Annotated in this window: 21 protein-coding genes; 15 read left to right on the top strand and 6 right to left on the bottom strand. The window is 36.1% G+C overall.

The genetic code is table 11. The features are described 5' to 3' along the window. Positions 1–25 precede the first annotated feature (25 nt). Together ACTT1L_RS06975 and ACTT1L_RS06970 are read right to left on the bottom strand one after the other, a co-directional pair. Positions 26–1,315, bottom strand: a complete 1,290-nt coding sequence (locus ACTT1L_RS06975; protein ID WP_071741827.1) for an NCS2 family permease — start codon at positions 1,313–1,315, stop codon at positions 26–28. A gap of 134 nt (positions 1,316–1,449) precedes the next feature. Beyond that, complete coding sequence (locus tag ACTT1L_RS06970) at positions 1,450–2,121, bottom strand: SIMPL domain-containing protein (protein WP_001161455.1); 672 nt, start codon at positions 2,119–2,121, stop codon at positions 1,450–1,452. Between the two features lie 158 nt (positions 2,122–2,279). Here ACTT1L_RS06970 and ACTT1L_RS06965 point away from each other — a divergent pair, with 158 nt between their 5' ends. Together ACTT1L_RS06965 and ACTT1L_RS06960 are read left to right on the top strand one after the other, a co-directional pair. After that, positions 2,280–2,699: a MarR family winged helix-turn-helix transcriptional regulator gene (locus tag ACTT1L_RS06965; RefSeq protein ID WP_001003315.1), complete on the top strand. Its 420-nt coding sequence runs from the start codon at positions 2,280–2,282 to the stop codon at positions 2,697–2,699. Between the two features lie 102 nt (positions 2,700–2,801). Beyond that, a complete protein-coding gene (locus ACTT1L_RS06960) occupies positions 2,802–3,347 on the top strand; it encodes a hypothetical protein (protein WP_442821840.1) in 546 nt (181 codons plus the stop codon). A gap of 24 nt (positions 3,348–3,371) precedes the next feature. Here ACTT1L_RS06960 and ACTT1L_RS06955 read toward each other — a convergent pair whose 3' ends face one another. From ACTT1L_RS06955 to ACTT1L_RS06940, 4 genes are read right to left on the bottom strand one after another with little or no spacing between them, the layout of a single operon-like run. Next, positions 3,372–4,436, bottom strand: coding sequence for an ABC transporter permease subunit (locus ACTT1L_RS06955; RefSeq protein WP_442821839.1), 1,065 nt, complete (start codon positions 4,434–4,436; stop codon positions 3,372–3,374). 12 nt (positions 4,437–4,448) lie between these two features. Beyond that, positions 4,449–5,513: an ABC transporter permease subunit gene (locus ACTT1L_RS06950; protein ID WP_074539910.1), complete on the bottom strand. Its 1,065-nt coding sequence runs from the start codon at positions 5,511–5,513 to the stop codon at positions 4,449–4,451. After that, entirely contained in the window at positions 5,503–6,384 is an 882-nt protein-coding gene (locus tag ACTT1L_RS06945) for an ABC transporter ATP-binding protein (RefSeq protein WP_442821838.1), read from the bottom strand. Before ACTT1L_RS06945 ends, ACTT1L_RS06950 begins: the two co-directional genes overlap by 11 nt. After that, positions 6,350–6,769: a GntR family transcriptional regulator gene (locus ACTT1L_RS06940; RefSeq protein WP_074539908.1), complete on the bottom strand. Its 420-nt coding sequence runs from the start codon at positions 6,767–6,769 to the stop codon at positions 6,350–6,352. The genes ACTT1L_RS06945 and ACTT1L_RS06940 overlap by 35 nt, the downstream gene beginning before the upstream one ends. A 166-nt stretch (positions 6,770–6,935) precedes the next feature. Between ACTT1L_RS06940 and dacF the strand changes: the two genes are divergently transcribed. The 13 genes from dacF to spoVAF all read left to right on the top strand — a co-directional run bounded on the left by dacF (position 6,936) and on the right by spoVAF (position 16,658). Continuing rightward, entirely contained in the window at positions 6,936–8,126 is a 1,191-nt protein-coding gene (gene dacF / locus ACTT1L_RS06935) for a serine-type D-Ala-D-Ala carboxypeptidase DacF (protein WP_000831986.1), read from the top strand. A 170-nt stretch (positions 8,127–8,296) separates the two neighbouring features. Further along, positions 8,297–8,647: an anti-sigma F factor antagonist gene (gene spoIIAA, locus ACTT1L_RS06930; RefSeq protein ID WP_000059133.1), complete on the top strand. Its 351-nt coding sequence runs from the start codon at positions 8,297–8,299 to the stop codon at positions 8,645–8,647. Further along, complete coding sequence (gene spoIIAB, locus ACTT1L_RS06925) at positions 8,648–9,088, top strand: anti-sigma F factor (RefSeq protein WP_001243400.1); 441 nt, start codon at positions 8,648–8,650, stop codon at positions 9,086–9,088. It abuts the gene before it with no gap. A gap of 12 nt (positions 9,089–9,100) precedes the next feature. After that, a complete protein-coding gene (gene sigF / locus ACTT1L_RS06920; protein ID WP_000350729.1) occupies positions 9,101–9,859 on the top strand; it encodes an RNA polymerase sporulation sigma factor SigF in 759 nt (252 codons plus the stop codon). A 137-nt stretch (positions 9,860–9,996) separates the two neighbouring features. Then, complete coding sequence (locus tag ACTT1L_RS06915; protein WP_000450064.1) at positions 9,997–11,523, top strand: sodium-dependent transporter; 1,527 nt, start codon at positions 9,997–9,999, stop codon at positions 11,521–11,523. Continuing rightward, on the top strand, positions 11,523–11,621 hold the full coding sequence (locus ACTT1L_RS06910; protein WP_000016826.1) for a methionine/alanine import family NSS transporter small subunit: 99 nt from the start codon (positions 11,523–11,525) through the stop codon (positions 11,619–11,621). The genes ACTT1L_RS06915 and ACTT1L_RS06910 overlap by 1 nt, the downstream gene beginning before the upstream one ends. Before the next feature lie 116 nt (positions 11,622–11,737). Next, positions 11,738–12,358, top strand: a complete 621-nt coding sequence (gene spoVAA / locus ACTT1L_RS06905) for a stage V sporulation protein SpoVAA (RefSeq protein ID WP_000438355.1) — start codon at positions 11,738–11,740, stop codon at positions 12,356–12,358. Beyond that, positions 12,351–12,767, top strand: a complete 417-nt coding sequence (gene spoVAB, locus ACTT1L_RS06900) for a stage V sporulation protein SpoVAB (RefSeq protein ID WP_000572932.1) — start codon at positions 12,351–12,353, stop codon at positions 12,765–12,767. The genes spoVAA and spoVAB overlap by 8 nt, the downstream gene beginning before the upstream one ends. Before the next feature lie 14 nt (positions 12,768–12,781). After that, a complete protein-coding gene (gene spoVAC, locus ACTT1L_RS06895; RefSeq protein WP_000147735.1) occupies positions 12,782–13,240 on the top strand; it encodes a stage V sporulation protein AC in 459 nt (152 codons plus the stop codon). 13 nt (positions 13,241–13,253) lie between these two features. Then, on the top strand, positions 13,254–14,270 hold the full coding sequence (spoVAD, locus tag ACTT1L_RS06890) for a stage V sporulation protein AD (RefSeq protein ID WP_001241148.1): 1,017 nt from the start codon (positions 13,254–13,256) through the stop codon (positions 14,268–14,270). A 3-nt stretch (positions 14,271–14,273) separates the two neighbouring features. Next, a complete protein-coding gene (gene spoVAE, locus ACTT1L_RS06885; protein ID WP_000384637.1) occupies positions 14,274–14,624 on the top strand; it encodes a stage V sporulation protein AE in 351 nt (116 codons plus the stop codon). Between the two features lie 5 nt (positions 14,625–14,629). Then, a complete protein-coding gene (locus ACTT1L_RS06880) occupies positions 14,630–15,199 on the top strand; it encodes a stage V sporulation protein AE (RefSeq protein WP_001254415.1) in 570 nt (189 codons plus the stop codon). Continuing rightward, positions 15,186–16,658, top strand: coding sequence for a spore germination protein SpoVAF (gene spoVAF / locus ACTT1L_RS06875; RefSeq protein ID WP_000165582.1), 1,473 nt, complete (start codon positions 15,186–15,188; stop codon positions 16,656–16,658). Before ACTT1L_RS06880 ends, spoVAF begins: the two co-directional genes overlap by 14 nt. Positions 16,659–16,739: the final 81 nt, after the last annotated feature.

Raw genomic sequence — 16,739 nt, 5'->3', positions numbered from 1 at the left:
AGGGAAAATTCCTCGGTGTTTTTACTTAACCAATAGCATGTAATACGAACATGGCTAAGAATAAGCATGTAATGATATACATAGACGGTGCGACTTCTTTACGCTTTCCAAGAGCAACTTTTAAGATAGGATAAGCAATAAATCCGAACGCAATGCCATCAGCGATACTATATGTGAGCGGGATCATGACGATAATTAAGAATGCTGGAAATCCTTCTGAAAAATCGTTCAGAGGAATTTGTTGAATGCTTGTAATCATCAGGCCGCCAATAATAATTAAGATTGGTGCAATGGCACTATCAGGAATTAGTTTGACAAACGGAAGTGCAAACAGTGATGCAAAGAATAACAACCCTGTAACGATAGACGTCAGACCTGTCTTTCCGCCTGCAGTAATACCTGCGGCACTCTCTACTGTTGATACGGTAGGGCTTGTGCCAAATAGACCACATGTCATTGCTGAAATTGCATTGGCTTGGTAAGCACGTGGGAATTTACGGTCATCTTCTAATAAACCGTGCAGAAGTCCCATGTTCTCAAAAATAAGCACCATGCTTAAGGAGAATGTTGCAATCCAAAATGGTAAGGAAGAAAGTTTGCCAAATGACATAGCCCCAAACACATCGCCGTAATTAGCGAATGAGAATGAACTATTTCCGATTTGACTTGTATCAACAAGGCCAAACAGCCATGCAATACCAGTTCCTATTGCAATCGTCCATAAAAAGTTTCCACGTACGTTACGAATAAATAATACGAGTGCAACGATAAGAGTAAGCACGGTCGCAAGAACGACAGGGCTACTTAATTTACCCATTGCAACAGCAGTATTTGGATTCGAAACGACTAAACCACCTTTTTGCAATCCGATAAATGCTAAAAATAATCCGATGCCGACAGTGATAGCTTCCTTTAGTGACTTTGGAATCGATACTGAAAGCACGCGAGCGATTGGTGTAAACGCAGCAATTGCAAAAATAATACCAGAGATGAAGACAGCTGCTAATGCTTCCTGCCAAGCTAATCCGAGCGTATGGACAGCAGTGTACGTGAAGAATGCATTTACACCCATACCAGGGACAAGAATAGCAGGTGCATTTGCCCAAAATGCCATGAGCAGACATCCGACAAATGAACTGAAAACAGTTGCTAAAATTCCAGCTTCAAGAGGAATGCCAGCATCGGATAAAATGGATGCATTTACAATCATAATATATACGATCGTAAAAAATGACGTAACTCCAGCTAAAACTTCTTGTTTTGGTGATGTTTCGTGTAAACCTAATTTAAATGTTCTTTCAAGTATTCCTTTCATGTTAAACCTTCTTTTTCATATCCCTCTCCCACCCGTGATATCTCTTTCGTAAGAGCTCACCGTCCTTTATTATATCAGAACATCATGTTTTTACAACAAGGAAAATGATAACGTTTACTTATAAATGAAATTATTTATAAATACGTAAAAATCGCCCGTATTGTAGAAATGATTTCTAATTCTCCCGATTGAATGGGAGGAGACGCTTGTGCATGTAAAGTAGCATAGGACGCGACTTCCCTTGGTAATTGAGCAGATTCTTCAACGAATGAGAGTGGAACAGGATTAATGTTTAAATTGTATGTACTCGCAATAGCACGAGCTTTTTCTACAGCTTGTTGCAGAGCTTGAATGAGAGCTTGCTCATAATATTTATTTGGGTGAGATATTCGAAACCGTAAACCTTTTGCTACGTTTGCTCCATTTGAAACGGCTATATCATATACTTCCCCTGCTTTTTGTACATTTAAAACGGTAATTTCATACAAATGTTCCACCCGATATCCTTGTAGTAATGCTTTATCATTTACATACTCGTATTGAGGAGTGATCGTATAAGAAATCGTTTCTATATCTTTATCAGCGATACCAAGCTGTTTAAGTGCATCCAGCAATTGTTTTGATTGTACTGCATTTTCTTCTTGCGCTTGTTTCACATTTTTACTATCAGTTCGAATGCCAAGTGTTAGTATAACAACATTTGGTTTCGCTTTGACAACACCCTCACCTTGTACAGTAATAGTCGCTTCTTTACCAGTATTAGCTGTGCGTACATTGTGTAAATAAGGATTCATTCCACCTTGCATCTTCCATCACCATCCTTTTTATATGTATATGTGTGAACAAAAAAGAAATTTGTATGAAAAAGTTACATAAATGGGAATGTTAAAGAAAGAAAGCATATACAACGAGGGTATTTATAGATTATAATATGTGTAAATATGATAAAAAAGGGACGAGGCTAGTGAACGAAAAAAGAGAAACACTGATTTTAGAGTTATCCGGATCATTTCGAAAGATGATACGTTTATTACAAAATGATATTAATACACGTTTTGCAGAACATATGCCATATAATGAATTTTCTGTATTACGCGCGTTATTTTTAAACAGTCCACAGATGGCTTCGCAAATTGCGAGTGAAGTAAACGTAACCTCCAGTCATATTACTGCTGTTACAGATCGTCTTGTACGAAAAGGATTAGTAGAAAGAAAACGTTCTAATTCAGATCGTCGTATCGTGTACTTAGAAATTACAGAACACGGAAGAGAAGTAACTGAAAAACTAGAAGCTGTACGAAAAGAATATTATAAAGAGAGATTTAAAGGTTGGAGCGACCAAGAAATAGAAATGGTGTTAGAGCTATTTGGCCGCGTATTATAATAAATGAGGATAGGGAGCGACAGCTTTCCTATCCTTTTTCTTTTGAATAAAAACATTTTGAAACTCCAATACTTTAATTAAAAAGAATCGGAGTGAAAAATAATGAAACGTATTTGTACGCTTTTCATTATGATTGGAAGTTTTTTCTGCTTTCATCAATTCGCGGATGCCGCAACACCTCTTCAAGTCGTTCAAAAAGAATTACAACATATTTCAAATAAGCAACCTGTTTTATATTCAAAACTATGGATTCGCTCTATGCAGAATGCTATTTTATTTCATCACAGTGATAACATTCGGCATGAAGATACGATAAGCAATGTAACGAAATCTTCTCTTGTAAAAGTAAAACAACTTCCACTTCAGAAAGCATCACAGTACATCCCGAGATTATCACAATATATTTCTAAGTTTGAGGCTGAGAATGTGCAAGTGTATTATGTTGCAGCGCGTTATGAAGTAAAAAAAGAAAATTCGTATCAATTAAATGGAATGAATTATTTTATGCAAGTGTTTATTCAACAAGGTGGAGAATGGAGAATTGCTGAAAGTATAGTTGCTCCAACAGATCAAATTGTCGCAAATGGTGACGGGTTTGGAACGAAACAAGAAAAAGAGTATGGGAAAAGAAGAGAAAATGTGAAATAACCTCCTCATCGAGAGGAGGCTATTTTATTTAAAATTCCAAGAGACTTTCCATTTTAATATTTTAGGTAGGAAGAAATACGTAATGAAACTAGTTACTAAAAATCCGATGTAAAAGCTGGACAATGAGTGCGCTCGACTTAGTATTAAACCTCCAACAATCCCACCAAAGAGAATAGCGCATGCCATTACTAACTTTTGTAACTTTGGATATAATAGATAGTTACCATTTCGCTCATTGATTGAACGGGCATATAAATATATACCGAGTGGTAATAAAAGAATAATATGTGCAATAGGTCCAATCAATGTTTTTGCCGGTGGAATCTTTGTAAAGTTTGGTTCGTTATGACGTACTCCATTTTGATCAGTATAAGCGCTCTGTGGATCATAATTAAAGTAAATACGAAAATCTTCTGCTGGGCTAGAGATACGTATGTTTTCCATCACATCATGTATAAGGCTGTTGTCTTCATGAAATTCAGTGTTTGAGTGAACAGCAATGACTCCGGAGATAAGTGATGGAAGTAAAGCTGGAAAGATTAATATAGTTGTAGTGAGAAATCCTTGCGATATAATATTCCCTGTAATTGTACCTACACATAAGGTAATTGTATAAATAGCGATTAATACAATTAACATGTATATAAAATAACTATGAAAGGGAGAGAATACTTGATATTTATTATGAAAAGTTAACTTTTTCATAATAGCAAATAGCCCCCAGTTTAAAATGACAACTGCGACGATATTACAGATTCCAAATAACCACTTTGTTATATAAAGGTGCGAACGTTTAAAGGGCATAGACCATAACAAGTCGCTAGCGTTATTTTGTCTTTCCCATCCAATTAACGTACAAGCTAGAACGATAAGTACACTACCTAACAGCAGAACAGAATCTAGAAGTGTTAAATCAAAATGGTAATGATATACATAGTTCCACTTTTTATTGTCATTTAGAAATTGTTGCTCTTGAATAGAAGTCATATAGTATTGATATGACAAAGTATAGAAGCTGACGAGCCAAAATAACCATACAACATATTTACTTTGTTGATACGTTCTTAGCCACAGTGCTTTTTGAAACATAGGATCTCTCCTTTAAAAAACTTTATAATTTGTTAGGCGTGATAATATAACATAAGTAATGATTCCGGTTAGAAACAAACCGATATAGTAACTAGGTAGGAAATTAAAATGGTTTATTTTATAGCCGCCTAGTAATGCAAAGTAAATGGTTGAGCCCCATATCCATATCGGTAAACTCTTTTGGAACATAAATATCTTCTGAGTGTTTTCATTTGGTGATCTTGTATATAAATATGTTCCAAGTAGTAAGTAAACTAATGTATAAAAAATCGGAACTAACATTGATTTTGCTGAATAATATATATGAGATGCTGGATCTCTTAAAGCAGTTGGATTGTTCTCGATCTTACGGGATTCCGGATCATAGTAATAATTGATAGAAAAATGACTAATTGGTGCAGCTGTATTTGTTTTTTGATTGATTTCATAAAGTTGTCGATATAAGTTTTCATTTTTAATATTTGCAGCGTATAAATGGTTAGTTGTAAAAGTGTATAGTAATGTAATAAATGTAACCCCTGCTAGTAACCATGGAACACAAAAAATAATCTGCGAAACGATGCTTCCAGTAAAAGTACCGATACATAAGGAAGCTGTATAGACTGCAACATAAGAAACTATCGCATAAAGAAAGTATCGATGAAACGGACTAAAAGATTGATAATCAAAATGAATCGTTGTTCTATAAATAACATACATAAGAACCCAATTGATAAGTAATGAGCCCACAATACAAAATGAACCGAAAGCCCATTTTGATAAGAAAACATCTTTTCTTTTAAATGGCAATGTCATAAGTAGTGTATTAGATTGGTAGCTGCGTTCCCATCCTATCAATAAGCAGGCTAAAGCGATAATAAGAATAGTTAACCAAAAACTATTACTTTCTCCTGAAGAAAAAATATAAAAATAATAATACTGTTTCCCCTTTTCTTGTAATTCATAATACGCATCAAGTTGTTGCTGAGCACTTCTATAGTAGCCAAAAGGTAACAAGTAAAACGAACTAAAGAAGAATAGTAACACAGCATATTTTCCGCGCTTCCAATTCCACATCCATAACGCTTTATGAAACATACCCATCCTCCTCCAGTGTCGTAACGAAGACATCTTCAAGTGACATTGTTAATTCTTCAATGAGCAGTGGTTGTTCTTTATAAAACTTTTCCAGTGTTGTAGCCACATTTCCTTCAATTAAGATTGTATATACTTTTCCTGTTTGATTTAATATTTTAATATTGCTTAAGTTTTCTAGTTTTTGAGGTAGTGAACGTTCATAAGCTACTTGGATTTTAGCAAATCGTGATTTGGCATCGTCTAGTGATGTAATAGACGAAATAGTATGGCCTTTTAATATAATGATTGTATCTGTAATTTGTTCCACTTCATCTAAATGGTGAGTGGAGATGAAAATGGTAATTTCTTTTTCTGCAACTTCTCCAACGAGAAACTGTAAAATCTGCCTTTTCACGATAGGATCAAGTCCATTTGTCGGTTCATCTAAAATGATATATTCTGCTTTTGTAGAAACAGCTAAAATGATGGCGAGCAGTGCTTTCATTCCTTTTGAGTAACTACGAATTCTTTTGTTTGGTAAGTTAAAACGTTCTAACAGTTCATAGAAATATGCTTCATCAAATGCGGTATAAACTGCTTTATAAAACTTTACAATTTCTTTTATTGTATATCCGTTCAATATGTTAGTAGAATCCGGAACATATACGATTTTTTGCTTTATTTCAGGACATTGATGAATGTTTGTATCTTCATATGTAACAGTCCCTGCATCAGGGTCTAAAATGCCGACCATCGTTCGTAATAAAGTTGTTTTCCCCGCGCCGTTTCTTCCGAGTAATCCGATGATACTTCCTCTATGTAATGTGAAAGAAACATCGTCTAAAATTGTTTGATTATCAATTATTTTCTTCAGGCTTGTCACTTTCAGCATCCGCATTTCCTCCAATCTCTTTATAGTATGAATCTATCCAATCATGAATTTTATCTTTCGTAACACCAAGATAAGAGGCTTCTAATAGTAATTGATGAAATTGCTTTTCAACCATAGCGATTTTCCTTTCGTCTAATGTTGGAGTAATCGATTGGGATACAAATGTTCCTTTTCCTCGTAATGTTTCAATAATCCCTTGTCGCTCTAACTCTTGATACGCTTTACTCACTGTATTTGGATTGATAACGAGTAAAGAAGCGAGTTCGCGTACAGAAGGAAGTTTATCCCTTGGAGCTAACATGTTTTTCAATACGAGTTCTTTTATATTTTGAACAATTTGTTCCCATATCGGAGTGTTGCTTCTTGGATCAAGTTGAATATGCAAGAGCAATGTCTCCTTTCTGACATGTATTAAGTGTACTACTTCATGTAATACACTTAATACAATAAAGGTGATAAATGTGTTTGTCAACTGAAAATGTTAGAAAAATATGGTATTAAAAAACAGTGAATTGGAAAAAATAGGTTTGATATAGAATGGAGGGTTAGTCATGAAGCGAGTTTTTGGAATACTTGTTTGTTTCATGTTATTGCTTTCTGGTACTTCAGTTAGTTTCGCACAATCTGAGAAGACGAAGCAGGATAAAACAGAAGAAACAACGCCGAAGTTAGCAGAACAAGCGTCGTCAGCAATCGTAATTGAACAAGATACAGGTAAAGTTTTGTTTGATAAAAATCCAAATGAGAAATTACCGCCTGCTAGTATGACGAAGATTATGACAATGCTATTAATTATGGAACAAGTTGAAAAAGGAAAACTAAAACTGACCGATAAAGTGAGAGCAAGTGAGCATGCAGCTTCAATGGGTGGATCACAAATCTTTTTAGAGCCTGGAGAAGAGATGACCGTAAATGAAATGCTAAAGGGTATTGCAATTGCATCTGGAAATGATGCGTCTGTTGCAGTAGCAGAGCATATCGCTGGTTCAGAAGAAGGTTTTGTAAATATGATGAACAAAAAAGCGAAAGATTTAGGACTGAAAAATACTCATTTTCAAAATCCGACAGGTCTTCCGGCTAAAGATCATTATTCCACAGCAAATGATATGGCTATAATGGCGAAAGAATTGATGAAGTACCCACTTATTCGCAAATACACAGGAAAATATGAAGACTATTTACGTGAAGATACGGATAAGAAGTTTTGGCTCGTTAATACGAATAAGTTAGTGCGTTTTTATCCTGGAGTAGATGGTGTAAAAACGGGCTTTACGACAGAAGCAAAATATTGTTTAACAGCATCGGCTGAAAAGAATGGGATGCGTGTTATTTCAGTTGTTATGGGAGCACCTACATCGAAAGAACGGAACAATCAAGTAACGAAGCTTCTTGACTACGCATTTGGTCAATATATGACAAAGAAATTGTATACACGAGGCGAAAAAATTAAGACTGTCCAAGTAGGAAAAGGGAAAAAAGAAAAAGTAGATTTAGTTGCATCAGATAATGTATCTCTTCTTATGAAGAAGGGCGAAAATATGGACAAGGTAAAGCAAGAAGTAATTGCTGAAAAGAAAGTGAAAGCGCCGATTAAAAAGGGCGATGCGCTTGGTACACTTGTTATAAAAAAAGATCAAGATGTTTTATTAAAACAAACAATTGTAGCAAAAGAAGATGTTGCTGCAGCGAGCTGGTGGGAGTTATTTAAAAGAAGTTTTGGGATGTTTTCAACATCAAAATAGCGGCAAATATTTTGCCGCTTTTCTATTCGTATGTAAGTAAATAATTGCTGAATGGTTTCACTTTATGGCGAAATAGTTCTTCTTTTGTCAGTAGGAAGGATTCTTATGTTGTATCACGAAAATCTTTATGTATGTAAATGAGTAAAGTTTGAGCATAAGGAGGAAATCGTGTGAGTCTTTCCATGCAATTAGAAGTAAAACGTGACGTCCTATGTGTGAGGCTAGCGGGTGAATTAGATCATCATACTGCTGAAGAGTTGCGAACGAAAGTAACAGATATGATTGAGACACATGGTGTTCATCATATTGTTTTGAGCCTAGAGAACTTATCGTTTATGGATAGTTCTGGTTTAGGTGTTATATTAGGCCGATATAAGCATGTAAAGGGATTAGGTGGAGAAATGGTTGTTTGTGCAATTTCACCGCCTGTTAAACGTTTATTTGAAATGTCGGGCTTATTTAAAATTGTTCGCTTAGAAGAAAGTGAAGCGCATGCGCTCGCGACGTTGGGGGTGGCATAAATGAGAAATGAAATGAACCTTCAATTTTCAGCGTTAAGTCAAAATGAATCGTTCGCTCGCGTTACAGTAGCTGCTTTCATTGCACAACTAGATCCTACGATGGAAGAACTTACAGAGATTAAAACAGTTGTGTCAGAAGCGGTTACGAATGCAATTATTCATGGCTACGAAGGAAATGCAGAAGGTGTTGTTTATATTTCTGTAATTTTGGAAGAAGCAATGGTGAAACTCACGATTCGAGATGAAGGGATTGGCATCTTTAATTTAGATGAAGCGAGACAACCCCTTTTTACAACTAAACCTGAATTAGAGCGTTCCGGAATGGGATTTACTATCATGGAAAATTTTATGGATGAAGTAGAAGTTATTTCAAACGAATCTTTCGGGACAACAATCCATTTGACAAAATACTTATCAAATAGTAACGCTCTATGCAATTAAGGAGAATAGCCTATGGACATAGAGGTCAAAAATGAGAAGAAGAAACCTCAGTTAAAGGACCACGAGCTAAAAGCGTTAATTCAAAAAAGTCAAGATGGAGATCAACAAGCAAGAGATACAATTGTTCAAAGTAATATGCGTCTCGTATGGTCGGTTGTGCAACGTTTTCTTAATCGCGGATACGAACCAGACGATTTGTTTCAAATTGGATGTATTGGACTCTTAAAATCGGTAGATAAATTTGATTTATCTTTCGACGTGAAATTTTCAACATATGCAGTTCCCATGATTATTGGCGAAATACAACGATTTTTACGTGATGATGGATCAGTGAAAGTAAGTAGGTCTTTAAAAGAAACAGGAAACAAAATTCGAAAGATGAGAGATGAGCTTTCGAAAGAATTCGGAAGGGCTCCAACGATTAATGAAGTAGCTGAAGCGTTAGAACTAACGCCAGAGGAAGTGGTTCTGGCGCAAGAAGCAAGTCGTGCCCCTTCATCCATACATGAAACGGTGTATGAAAATGACGGAGATCCAATTACTATTTTAGATCAAATTGCAGATCAATCTGAAACGAAATGGTTTGATAAAATTGCTTTAAAAGAAGCAATTAGAGAATTAGATGAGAGAGAGCGTTTAATTGTATATTTACGCTATTATAAAGACCAAACTCAATCAGAAGTAGCAGAGCGAATAGGTATTTCGCAAGTGCAAGTTTCAAGACTTGAAAAGAAAATATTAAAACAGATGAAAGATCGAATAGATGAATAGTTATCTATTCGATCTTTTTTTATGACTTTAATAGGAGGAGATTGTAAACTTTCTTAAAAATTAACAGAATTTATTGATAATTTAGTAAATTTAAAATATAATCCAATTATGAACTTGTCACAAAGGGGGAAGGAAATATGGAAACGAGGCAACAATGGGGAACGAGGGCTGGATTCATTTTTGCAGCGGTCGGCTCTGCCGTTGGATTAGGAAACATATGGCGTTTTCCTTATACGGCGTATGAAAATGGGGGAGGCGCATTCTTTTTACCGTACTTATTCGCATTATTAACGACTGGTATTTCATTATTGGCGTTTGAATTTGCTCTTGGGCACCGTCACCGTGGTTCAGCACCACTTACGTTCTTCCGTATTCATCCGCGTGCTGAATTTATCGGTTGGTGGCAAATGTGTGTAACATTTATCGTTTCAACATATTATGCAGTAATTATTGCTTGGTCTATTTCATATACGTATTTTGCAATTACTGGCGCATGGGGGAAAGATACGGAATCATTTTTATTTAAAGAGTATTTACATGTTGCAGATAAACCGGGACAGTTTGGAGGGCTCGTACCGGAAGTATTAATTCCACTAGCTCTCGTTTGGATTATTGTGCTTGGTGTTGCTTTTAAAGGAGTTAAAAAAGGAATCGAAGTTGTGAACCGTATTTTCATCCCTTTACTAGTTGTTATGTTCCTTATTATCGTAGTTCGTGCAGTGACGATGGAAGGCGCAATGCAAGGATTAGATGCATTCTTTAAACCAGATTGGAGTCGTATTTTTGACGGAAAAGTATGGCTTGCTGCTTACGGTCAAATCTTCTTTAGCTTATCTTTAGCATTTGGAATTATGATTACGTATTCTAGTTATTTACCGAAAAACTCAGATACAACAAATAATGCCTTTATTACTGGATTTGCAAACTCAGGATTTGAATTATTAGCAGGGATTGGGGTCTTTGCGGCTCTTGGATTTATGGCAAATAATATGGGAGTACCAGTTGATAAAGTGGCAAGTGCTGGTGTAGGGCTTGCGTTCGTAGTATTCCCGCAAATTATTAATGAATTACCGATGTCACCTTTATTTGGCGTATTATTTTTCTTATCATTAACGGTTGCCGGAATTACATCTCTCATCTCGCTTGCGGAAGTATGTTTTGCTGCTGTATCTGAAAAGTTCAGCTTAAGTCGCCAAAAAACAATTGGAATTATGGGGACGCTTCTCGTACTCGTTTCTCTCGTTTTTGCGACACGTGGCGGGCTTATGTTCCTAGATGTTGTGGATTACTTCGCTAATAACTTCGGATTAATTACAATTGCTCTAGCGGAAGTAGTTACGATAGGACTCATTTTACGTCGTTTACCAGTTTATCAAAATCACGCAAACTTCGTATCTGATATTAAGTTAGGGACGTTTTGGAGAGTGAGTTTACTCGTTATTACTCCGCTTATGTTAGGGTACATGTTAATTGATGGTACAATCCAAAATATTAAAAAGAACTATGGAGGTTACCCAACGGAGTTTGTCGTAACATATGGTTGGTCAATTGCAGCAGCGTTCCTTATCATTGCGCTAATCATTAGTTTAAAGAAATGGAATGCACAAATACATTCAGATTCTGCTAAGCTTGAAAAAGAATGGAAAGATCGAGGTGTTTCATAATGAGTGGATCAGCGATTATGATGATGGTTATTGGAATAGTAGTCATTTGGGGAGGGCTCGCATTAAGCATTGCAAATTTATTTAAGAAAAAAGCATAAACTAAAAAACATCTGTACCGAAATGGTACAGATGTTTTTTTATGAAAAAATTGTATTAGAAAAAAATTGAATAACCATACTACAACTACGAGGAAGAGTGAAGAGGTGAATGGAAATTGGAACAAACAATTTATATTAAAATGCGTAATCGATTAAAAGTTTCTCCTACGTATGAAGTAAAGCTGGGAGATGTTGCTCAACTTGCCGGAGATGCTGCAGTAGTTCAGTCGTTACAGGATGAGGTAATTTATAAAATTACAGCGCGTGATAAAACGCATGTTGTAATTGATGTTATGAAAATAATTGAGATTATTAGGCGAAAAACCGCTCATATACAAATTAATTTACTCGGTTCTGGACAAACTCTTGTTGAAATTATATATGAAAAAAAGAAAGTACATCCGATTTTTTTCGGACTTGTATGGTTGTTACTTTTCATTGGAGCAGCTCTTGCCATCATATATTTTCATGAAGATGTAAGCATGCAACAAGTGCACCAACGGTTATATTACATGATTACGGGAGAATTTAAGGCGCAACCACTTTTATTTCAAATTCCTTATTCATTAGGTCTTGGGCTAGGCATGGTTTTATTTTTTAATCATGTATTTCAAAAGCGTATTAATGAAGAGCCGAGTCCGTTAGAAGTGGAGATGTTCCAATACCAGCAATCACTTGATCAATATGTAATTGTTCATGAAAACAAGGATAATATGAAACAACTTACCGATGATTGAGTCTGGATTCGTTATTTTAATTGCTTTAGCAGGAGGAATTGCTGTAGGTAGCGGATATGTTGCGTTTTTAGCTGTACTTGGTATAATCCCTCGTCTAGCTCAATTAACGAGAAGTGGAAAGCACATTCAATATTTTGAGTGGGCAGTTATTGCAGGTACATTAACAGGAGCTTGGTGTAGTTTGAAAAACATTACATTTCAAACATCGCAATATTGGCTTGTTATATTAGGAATATTTTGTGGTACATTCATTGGAATGCTCGCTGCCGCATTAACGGAAGTGTTAAATGTTCTACCTATTTTAGCGAAACGAGTAGGGGTAGAGGGGAAGATTGTTGTTTTACTCGTTGCTCTTGTACTTGGAAAAGTAATAGGCTCGTTGTTTCACTGGATTTATTTCGTAAAGTAGGAGGCAATATATAAATGACAGGGCGAAAACTAAAGGACGATTACGTAAATAAAGTGAAGGAATACCATCCGAAGCCAAATTATTTTATAAATTGTGTTAAGGCATTTTTTGTAGGTGGATTCATTTGTACAATCGGAGAAGTATTGATGAAATTTTATATACATTATTTTCATTTTAGTGAACAAGAGGCAGGGAATCCAACAGTCGCAACTCTTGTACTATTATCGGCGATTTTAACAGGTTGTGGTGTATATGATAAAATCGGTCAATTTGCTGGAGCAGGTTCGGCCGTACCTGTTACGGGATTTGCGAATTCTATGGCAAGTGCTGCGCTAGAGCATAAGAGTGAAGGAATTGTACTTGGGGTTGCTACAAACATGTTTAAGCTAGCGGGAAGTGTAATCGTTTTTGGTGTTGTCGGTGCGTACATTATTGGGTTAATAAGATATACTTTTAAAATTTTTATGTCTTAAAGGAGGGGCTAGTATGAGGTTGACAGGAAAACAAACGTGGGTATTTCAAAATGATATTTATGTGAATGCAACCGGTACTGCCGTCGGTCCAAAAGAAGCTGAAGGCCCTCTTGGAAAGGAATTTGATATTTCATATGATGATTTACATTGCGGAGAGGAAAACTGGGAGCTTGCGGAACGAAGATTAATGTCAGATTCTATTCAACAAGTCATGCAAAAAGCAAATGTAGAAACATCACAAATTGATTTCTTTTTAGCGGGTGACTTATTAAATCAAACAGTAACAGCAAATTACGTTGCGCGTAAGTGGGGAATTCCCTTTTTAGGCATGTTTAGTGCTTGTGCGACCTCGATGGAGACTTTAGCGGTCGGATCAGCCTTTATAGATGGCGGATTCGCAAATCGTGTTTTAGCGACGGTAAGTAGTCATAATGCAACAGCTGAAAGACAGTTTCGTTATCCAACAGAGTATGGGGGACAAAAACCAGGAACAGCAAATTCCACTGTTACAGGTGCGGGATCCATATTAATTAGTAAAGAAAAAAGTGCCATTAAAATCAAGGCGGCTACGATTGGAAAAGTGCAAGATTTAGGAATTGCGAACCCTTTAGATATGGGATCGGCGATGGCACCTGCTGCAGCTCATACAATTCAGCAACATTTTGAGGATTTGAAGAGAAGTGCAGCCGATTACGATTTGATTGTTACCGGTGATTTATCAGCTATTGGGACACCAATTGCGAAACAACTGTTACTGGAAGAAGGTTATGATATTGGGCATATATATAACGATTGCGGATTAATGATTTATGATCCCGGTCAAGAAGAAGTATTTGCTGGTGGTAGTGGTTGTGCTTGTTCAGCTGTTGTCACATATGGTCATTTATTAAGCGAGATGCAAAAAGGGAATTTACAACGAATTTTTGTCGTTGCTACTGGTGCGTTATTAAGCCCGATGATGATGCAGCAAAAAGAAACAATTCCAACAATTGCACATGGTGTCGTATTTGAGAGAGTGAAGGGAGAGTGAATTGTGGATTATATATATGCATTTCTTGTAGGAGGCGCTATTTGTGTAGTTGGGCAAGTATTGTTAGATTTCGCAAAGTTAACACCAGCCCATTTAATGGCTACCTTTGTAGTGATAGGAGCAGTTTTAGATGGATTCGGATTGTACGATAAGCTTATAAAGTTTGCTGGTGCTGGGGCGACAGTTCCTATTACAAGTTTTGGACATTCCCTATTACACGGGGCAATGCATGCTGCAGAGAAACACGGATATATAGGGATTGGTATGGGTATGTTTAGTTTAACGTCTGCAGGTATTTCAGCAGCAATATTATTTTCATTTTTTGTAGCACTTATATGTAAACCGAAAGGATAAATCAAATGAGACGAAGGGTTGTTTTGGTCACAGATGGAGATGAATATGCAAAGCGAACAATTGAGCTTTTAACGAAGGAATTTGGGGGAAGGTGTATTTCAGCATCACAAAGTAATCCAACCAAATTGACAGGGAAGAAAGTTGTTGAGCTTATTATGCAAACGCCATATGACCCTGTATTTGTCATGTTTGATGACAGTGGATTTATTGGAGAAGGATCTGGTGAAAAAGCTTTAAAATATGTAGCCACGCATAAACAAATTGATGTACTTGGGATTTTGGCAGTAGCGTCTAATACACACCATTGGGAATGGGCACGTGTAGATGTAAGTGTAGATCGGAACGGGAATTTAACGGAATATGGTGTTGATAAATTTGGACTTCCAGATGGTGAAATTGGCAGAATTAGCGGAGATACAATTTATTGTTTAGATGATTTGAATGTTCCCGTCATTGTTGGTGTGGGTGATATTGGTAAGATGTGTGGAAACGATGAATGGGAGAGAGGCTCACCAATTACGAAAAAAGCAATTCAGTTAATTTTGGAAAGGAGTGGATTTTATGACGAAGCCTAAAAAAATAGATATTCCGATTTCAACTTTCATAAGTGACAATGAAAATTATTTAAAACAAACGGCTGGATTAGGCGTCACATTTGATGTTGGTATTCGTAAATTTCAAATTTTGAATAAAGAAATTGCAGTGTTATTCGTAAATGGACTTTGTGATACAAATTATATTATTCCTATTTTAGAAGAAGCTGTGGATACGAATGAAATAAGGGATGTTGAAGAAGATACTGTAAAGCTTTTAGAGAATCGTTTAATTCATCAGCAAGTAAGTAAAGTGAAAACGATGGATGAAGTAATGCTTCAAGCGTTATCAGGGCTTATTGTTATATTTGTGGAAGGCGAAACAGAAGCGTTCGTGATAGATGTTCGTAGCTATCCAGGACGAACACCGACAGAGCCAGATACTGAAAAAGTAGTACGCGGTGCGAGGGATGGATTTGTTGAAAATATCGTTGTAAATACAGCGTTAATTCGTAGAAGAATTCGAGATCCACGTCTTCGAAATGAAATTATTCGAGTAGGGGATCGATCGCAAACGGATATTTGTATTACATATGTACAAGATGTTGCAAATCCAGATTTAGTAAAGATTATAAAACAAGAATTAAATAACATCGATGTCGATGGCATTACGATGGCGGATAAAACAGTGGAAGAATTTGTTGTAAAGCAAAGCTATAATCCATTCCCGCTTATTCGATATACAGAAAGACCGGATGTAGCAGCAAATCATTTATTAGAAGGACATGTTCTAGTACTAGTTGATACATCACCGAGTGCTATGATTACGCCAACAACATATTTTCATCATTTACAGCATGCAGAAGAGTTTAGACAAAATCCAGCTGTCGGAACATTTTTACGTTGGGTACGCTTTTTAGGTGTTTTATTCTCCTTGTTTTTACTACCGTTTTGGTTAGTATTTGTATTTGATCCAACTCTTTTACCAGAAAATCTTGCTTTTATTGGACCGACTAAGATGACACATTTACCAATTTTATTACAGGTGATAATGGCAGAAGTAGGACTTGAATTTTTAAGGATGGCAGCCATTCATACTCCAACGCCGTTATCGTCAGCAGCAGGATTAATTTCTGCCATATTAATTGGTCAAATAGCAATCGATGTAGGTTTGTTTGTACCAGAAGTTATTTTGTATGTAGCAGTTTCTATGATCGGTGCTTATGCAACACCGAGCTATGAATTAGGGCTAGGGAATAAGGTTGGAAAATTATTTGTTATTATTTTAACAGGTCTCTTCCATGAGATGGGCTTTGTAATTGGTATGACGATATTGATTTTATTTTTAACGTCTATAAAAAGTTTGCAAACCCCTTATTTATGGCCGTTTTTACCATTTGATTGGGGCGCATTAACAAAAATTCTACTCCGTCCGACGATGTCTAGTTTAAAAGTACGACCAAGTATTGTAAGACCTCAAAATGTAAAAAGACAAAAATAAACGGGATTATACACCCGTTTATTTTTTTAGCAAAAATTTATTGTTTTTTAACAAAAATCAAACATTTTTTGTGTACACTTA

Origin of the sequence: Bacillus sp. FH (genome assembly GCF_052216825.1) — a bacterium.
GTDB lineage: Bacteria > Bacillota > Bacilli > Bacillales > Bacillaceae_G > Bacillus_A > Bacillus_A paranthracis.
The sequence above is the reverse complement of the archived record's forward strand: the minus strand, read 5'-3'. Positions and strand labels throughout refer to the sequence as shown.

What these genes read in the sequence shown, in the direction of transcription:
- ACTT1L_RS06975 (WP_071741827.1), bottom strand. Translation starts at nt 1,315, where the DNA reads ATGAAAGGAATACTTGAAAGAACATTTAAATTAGGTTTACACGAAACA.
- dacF (WP_000831986.1), top strand. Translation starts at nt 6,936, where the DNA reads ATGAAGCGAGTTTTTGGAATACTTGTTTGTTTCATGTTATTGCTTTCT.
- ACTT1L_RS06945 (WP_442821838.1), bottom strand. Translation starts at nt 6,384, where the DNA reads ATGCTGAAAGTGACAAGCCTGAAGAAAATAATTGATAATCAAACAATT.
- spoVAC (WP_000147735.1), top strand. Translation starts at nt 12,782, where the DNA reads ATGACAGGGCGAAAACTAAAGGACGATTACGTAAATAAAGTGAAGGAA.
- spoVAD (WP_001241148.1), top strand. Translation starts at nt 13,254, where the DNA reads ATGAGGTTGACAGGAAAACAAACGTGGGTATTTCAAAATGATATTTAT.
- ACTT1L_RS06960 (WP_442821840.1), top strand. Translation starts at nt 2,802, where the DNA reads ATGAAACGTATTTGTACGCTTTTCATTATGATTGGAAGTTTTTTCTGC.
- ACTT1L_RS06970 (WP_001161455.1), bottom strand. Translation starts at nt 2,121, where the DNA reads ATGCAAGGTGGAATGAATCCTTATTTACACAATGTACGCACAGCTAAT.
- spoIIAB (WP_001243400.1), top strand. Translation starts at nt 8,648, where the DNA reads ATGAGAAATGAAATGAACCTTCAATTTTCAGCGTTAAGTCAAAATGAA.
- ACTT1L_RS06910 (WP_000016826.1), top strand. Translation starts at nt 11,523, where the DNA reads ATGAGTGGATCAGCGATTATGATGATGGTTATTGGAATAGTAGTCATT.
- spoVAB (WP_000572932.1), top strand. Translation starts at nt 12,351, where the DNA reads ATGATTGAGTCTGGATTCGTTATTTTAATTGCTTTAGCAGGAGGAATT.
- spoVAF (WP_000165582.1), top strand. Translation starts at nt 15,186, where the DNA reads ATGACGAAGCCTAAAAAAATAGATATTCCGATTTCAACTTTCATAAGT.
- ACTT1L_RS06955 (WP_442821839.1), bottom strand. Translation starts at nt 4,436, where the DNA reads ATGTTTCAAAAAGCACTGTGGCTAAGAACGTATCAACAAAGTAAATAT.
- ACTT1L_RS06880 (WP_001254415.1), top strand. Translation starts at nt 14,630, where the DNA reads ATGAGACGAAGGGTTGTTTTGGTCACAGATGGAGATGAATATGCAAAG.
- sigF (WP_000350729.1), top strand. Translation starts at nt 9,101, where the DNA reads ATGGACATAGAGGTCAAAAATGAGAAGAAGAAACCTCAGTTAAAGGAC.
- ACTT1L_RS06915 (WP_000450064.1), top strand. Translation starts at nt 9,997, where the DNA reads ATGGAAACGAGGCAACAATGGGGAACGAGGGCTGGATTCATTTTTGCA.
- ACTT1L_RS06950 (WP_074539910.1), bottom strand. Translation starts at nt 5,513, where the DNA reads ATGTTTCATAAAGCGTTATGGATGTGGAATTGGAAGCGCGGAAAATAT.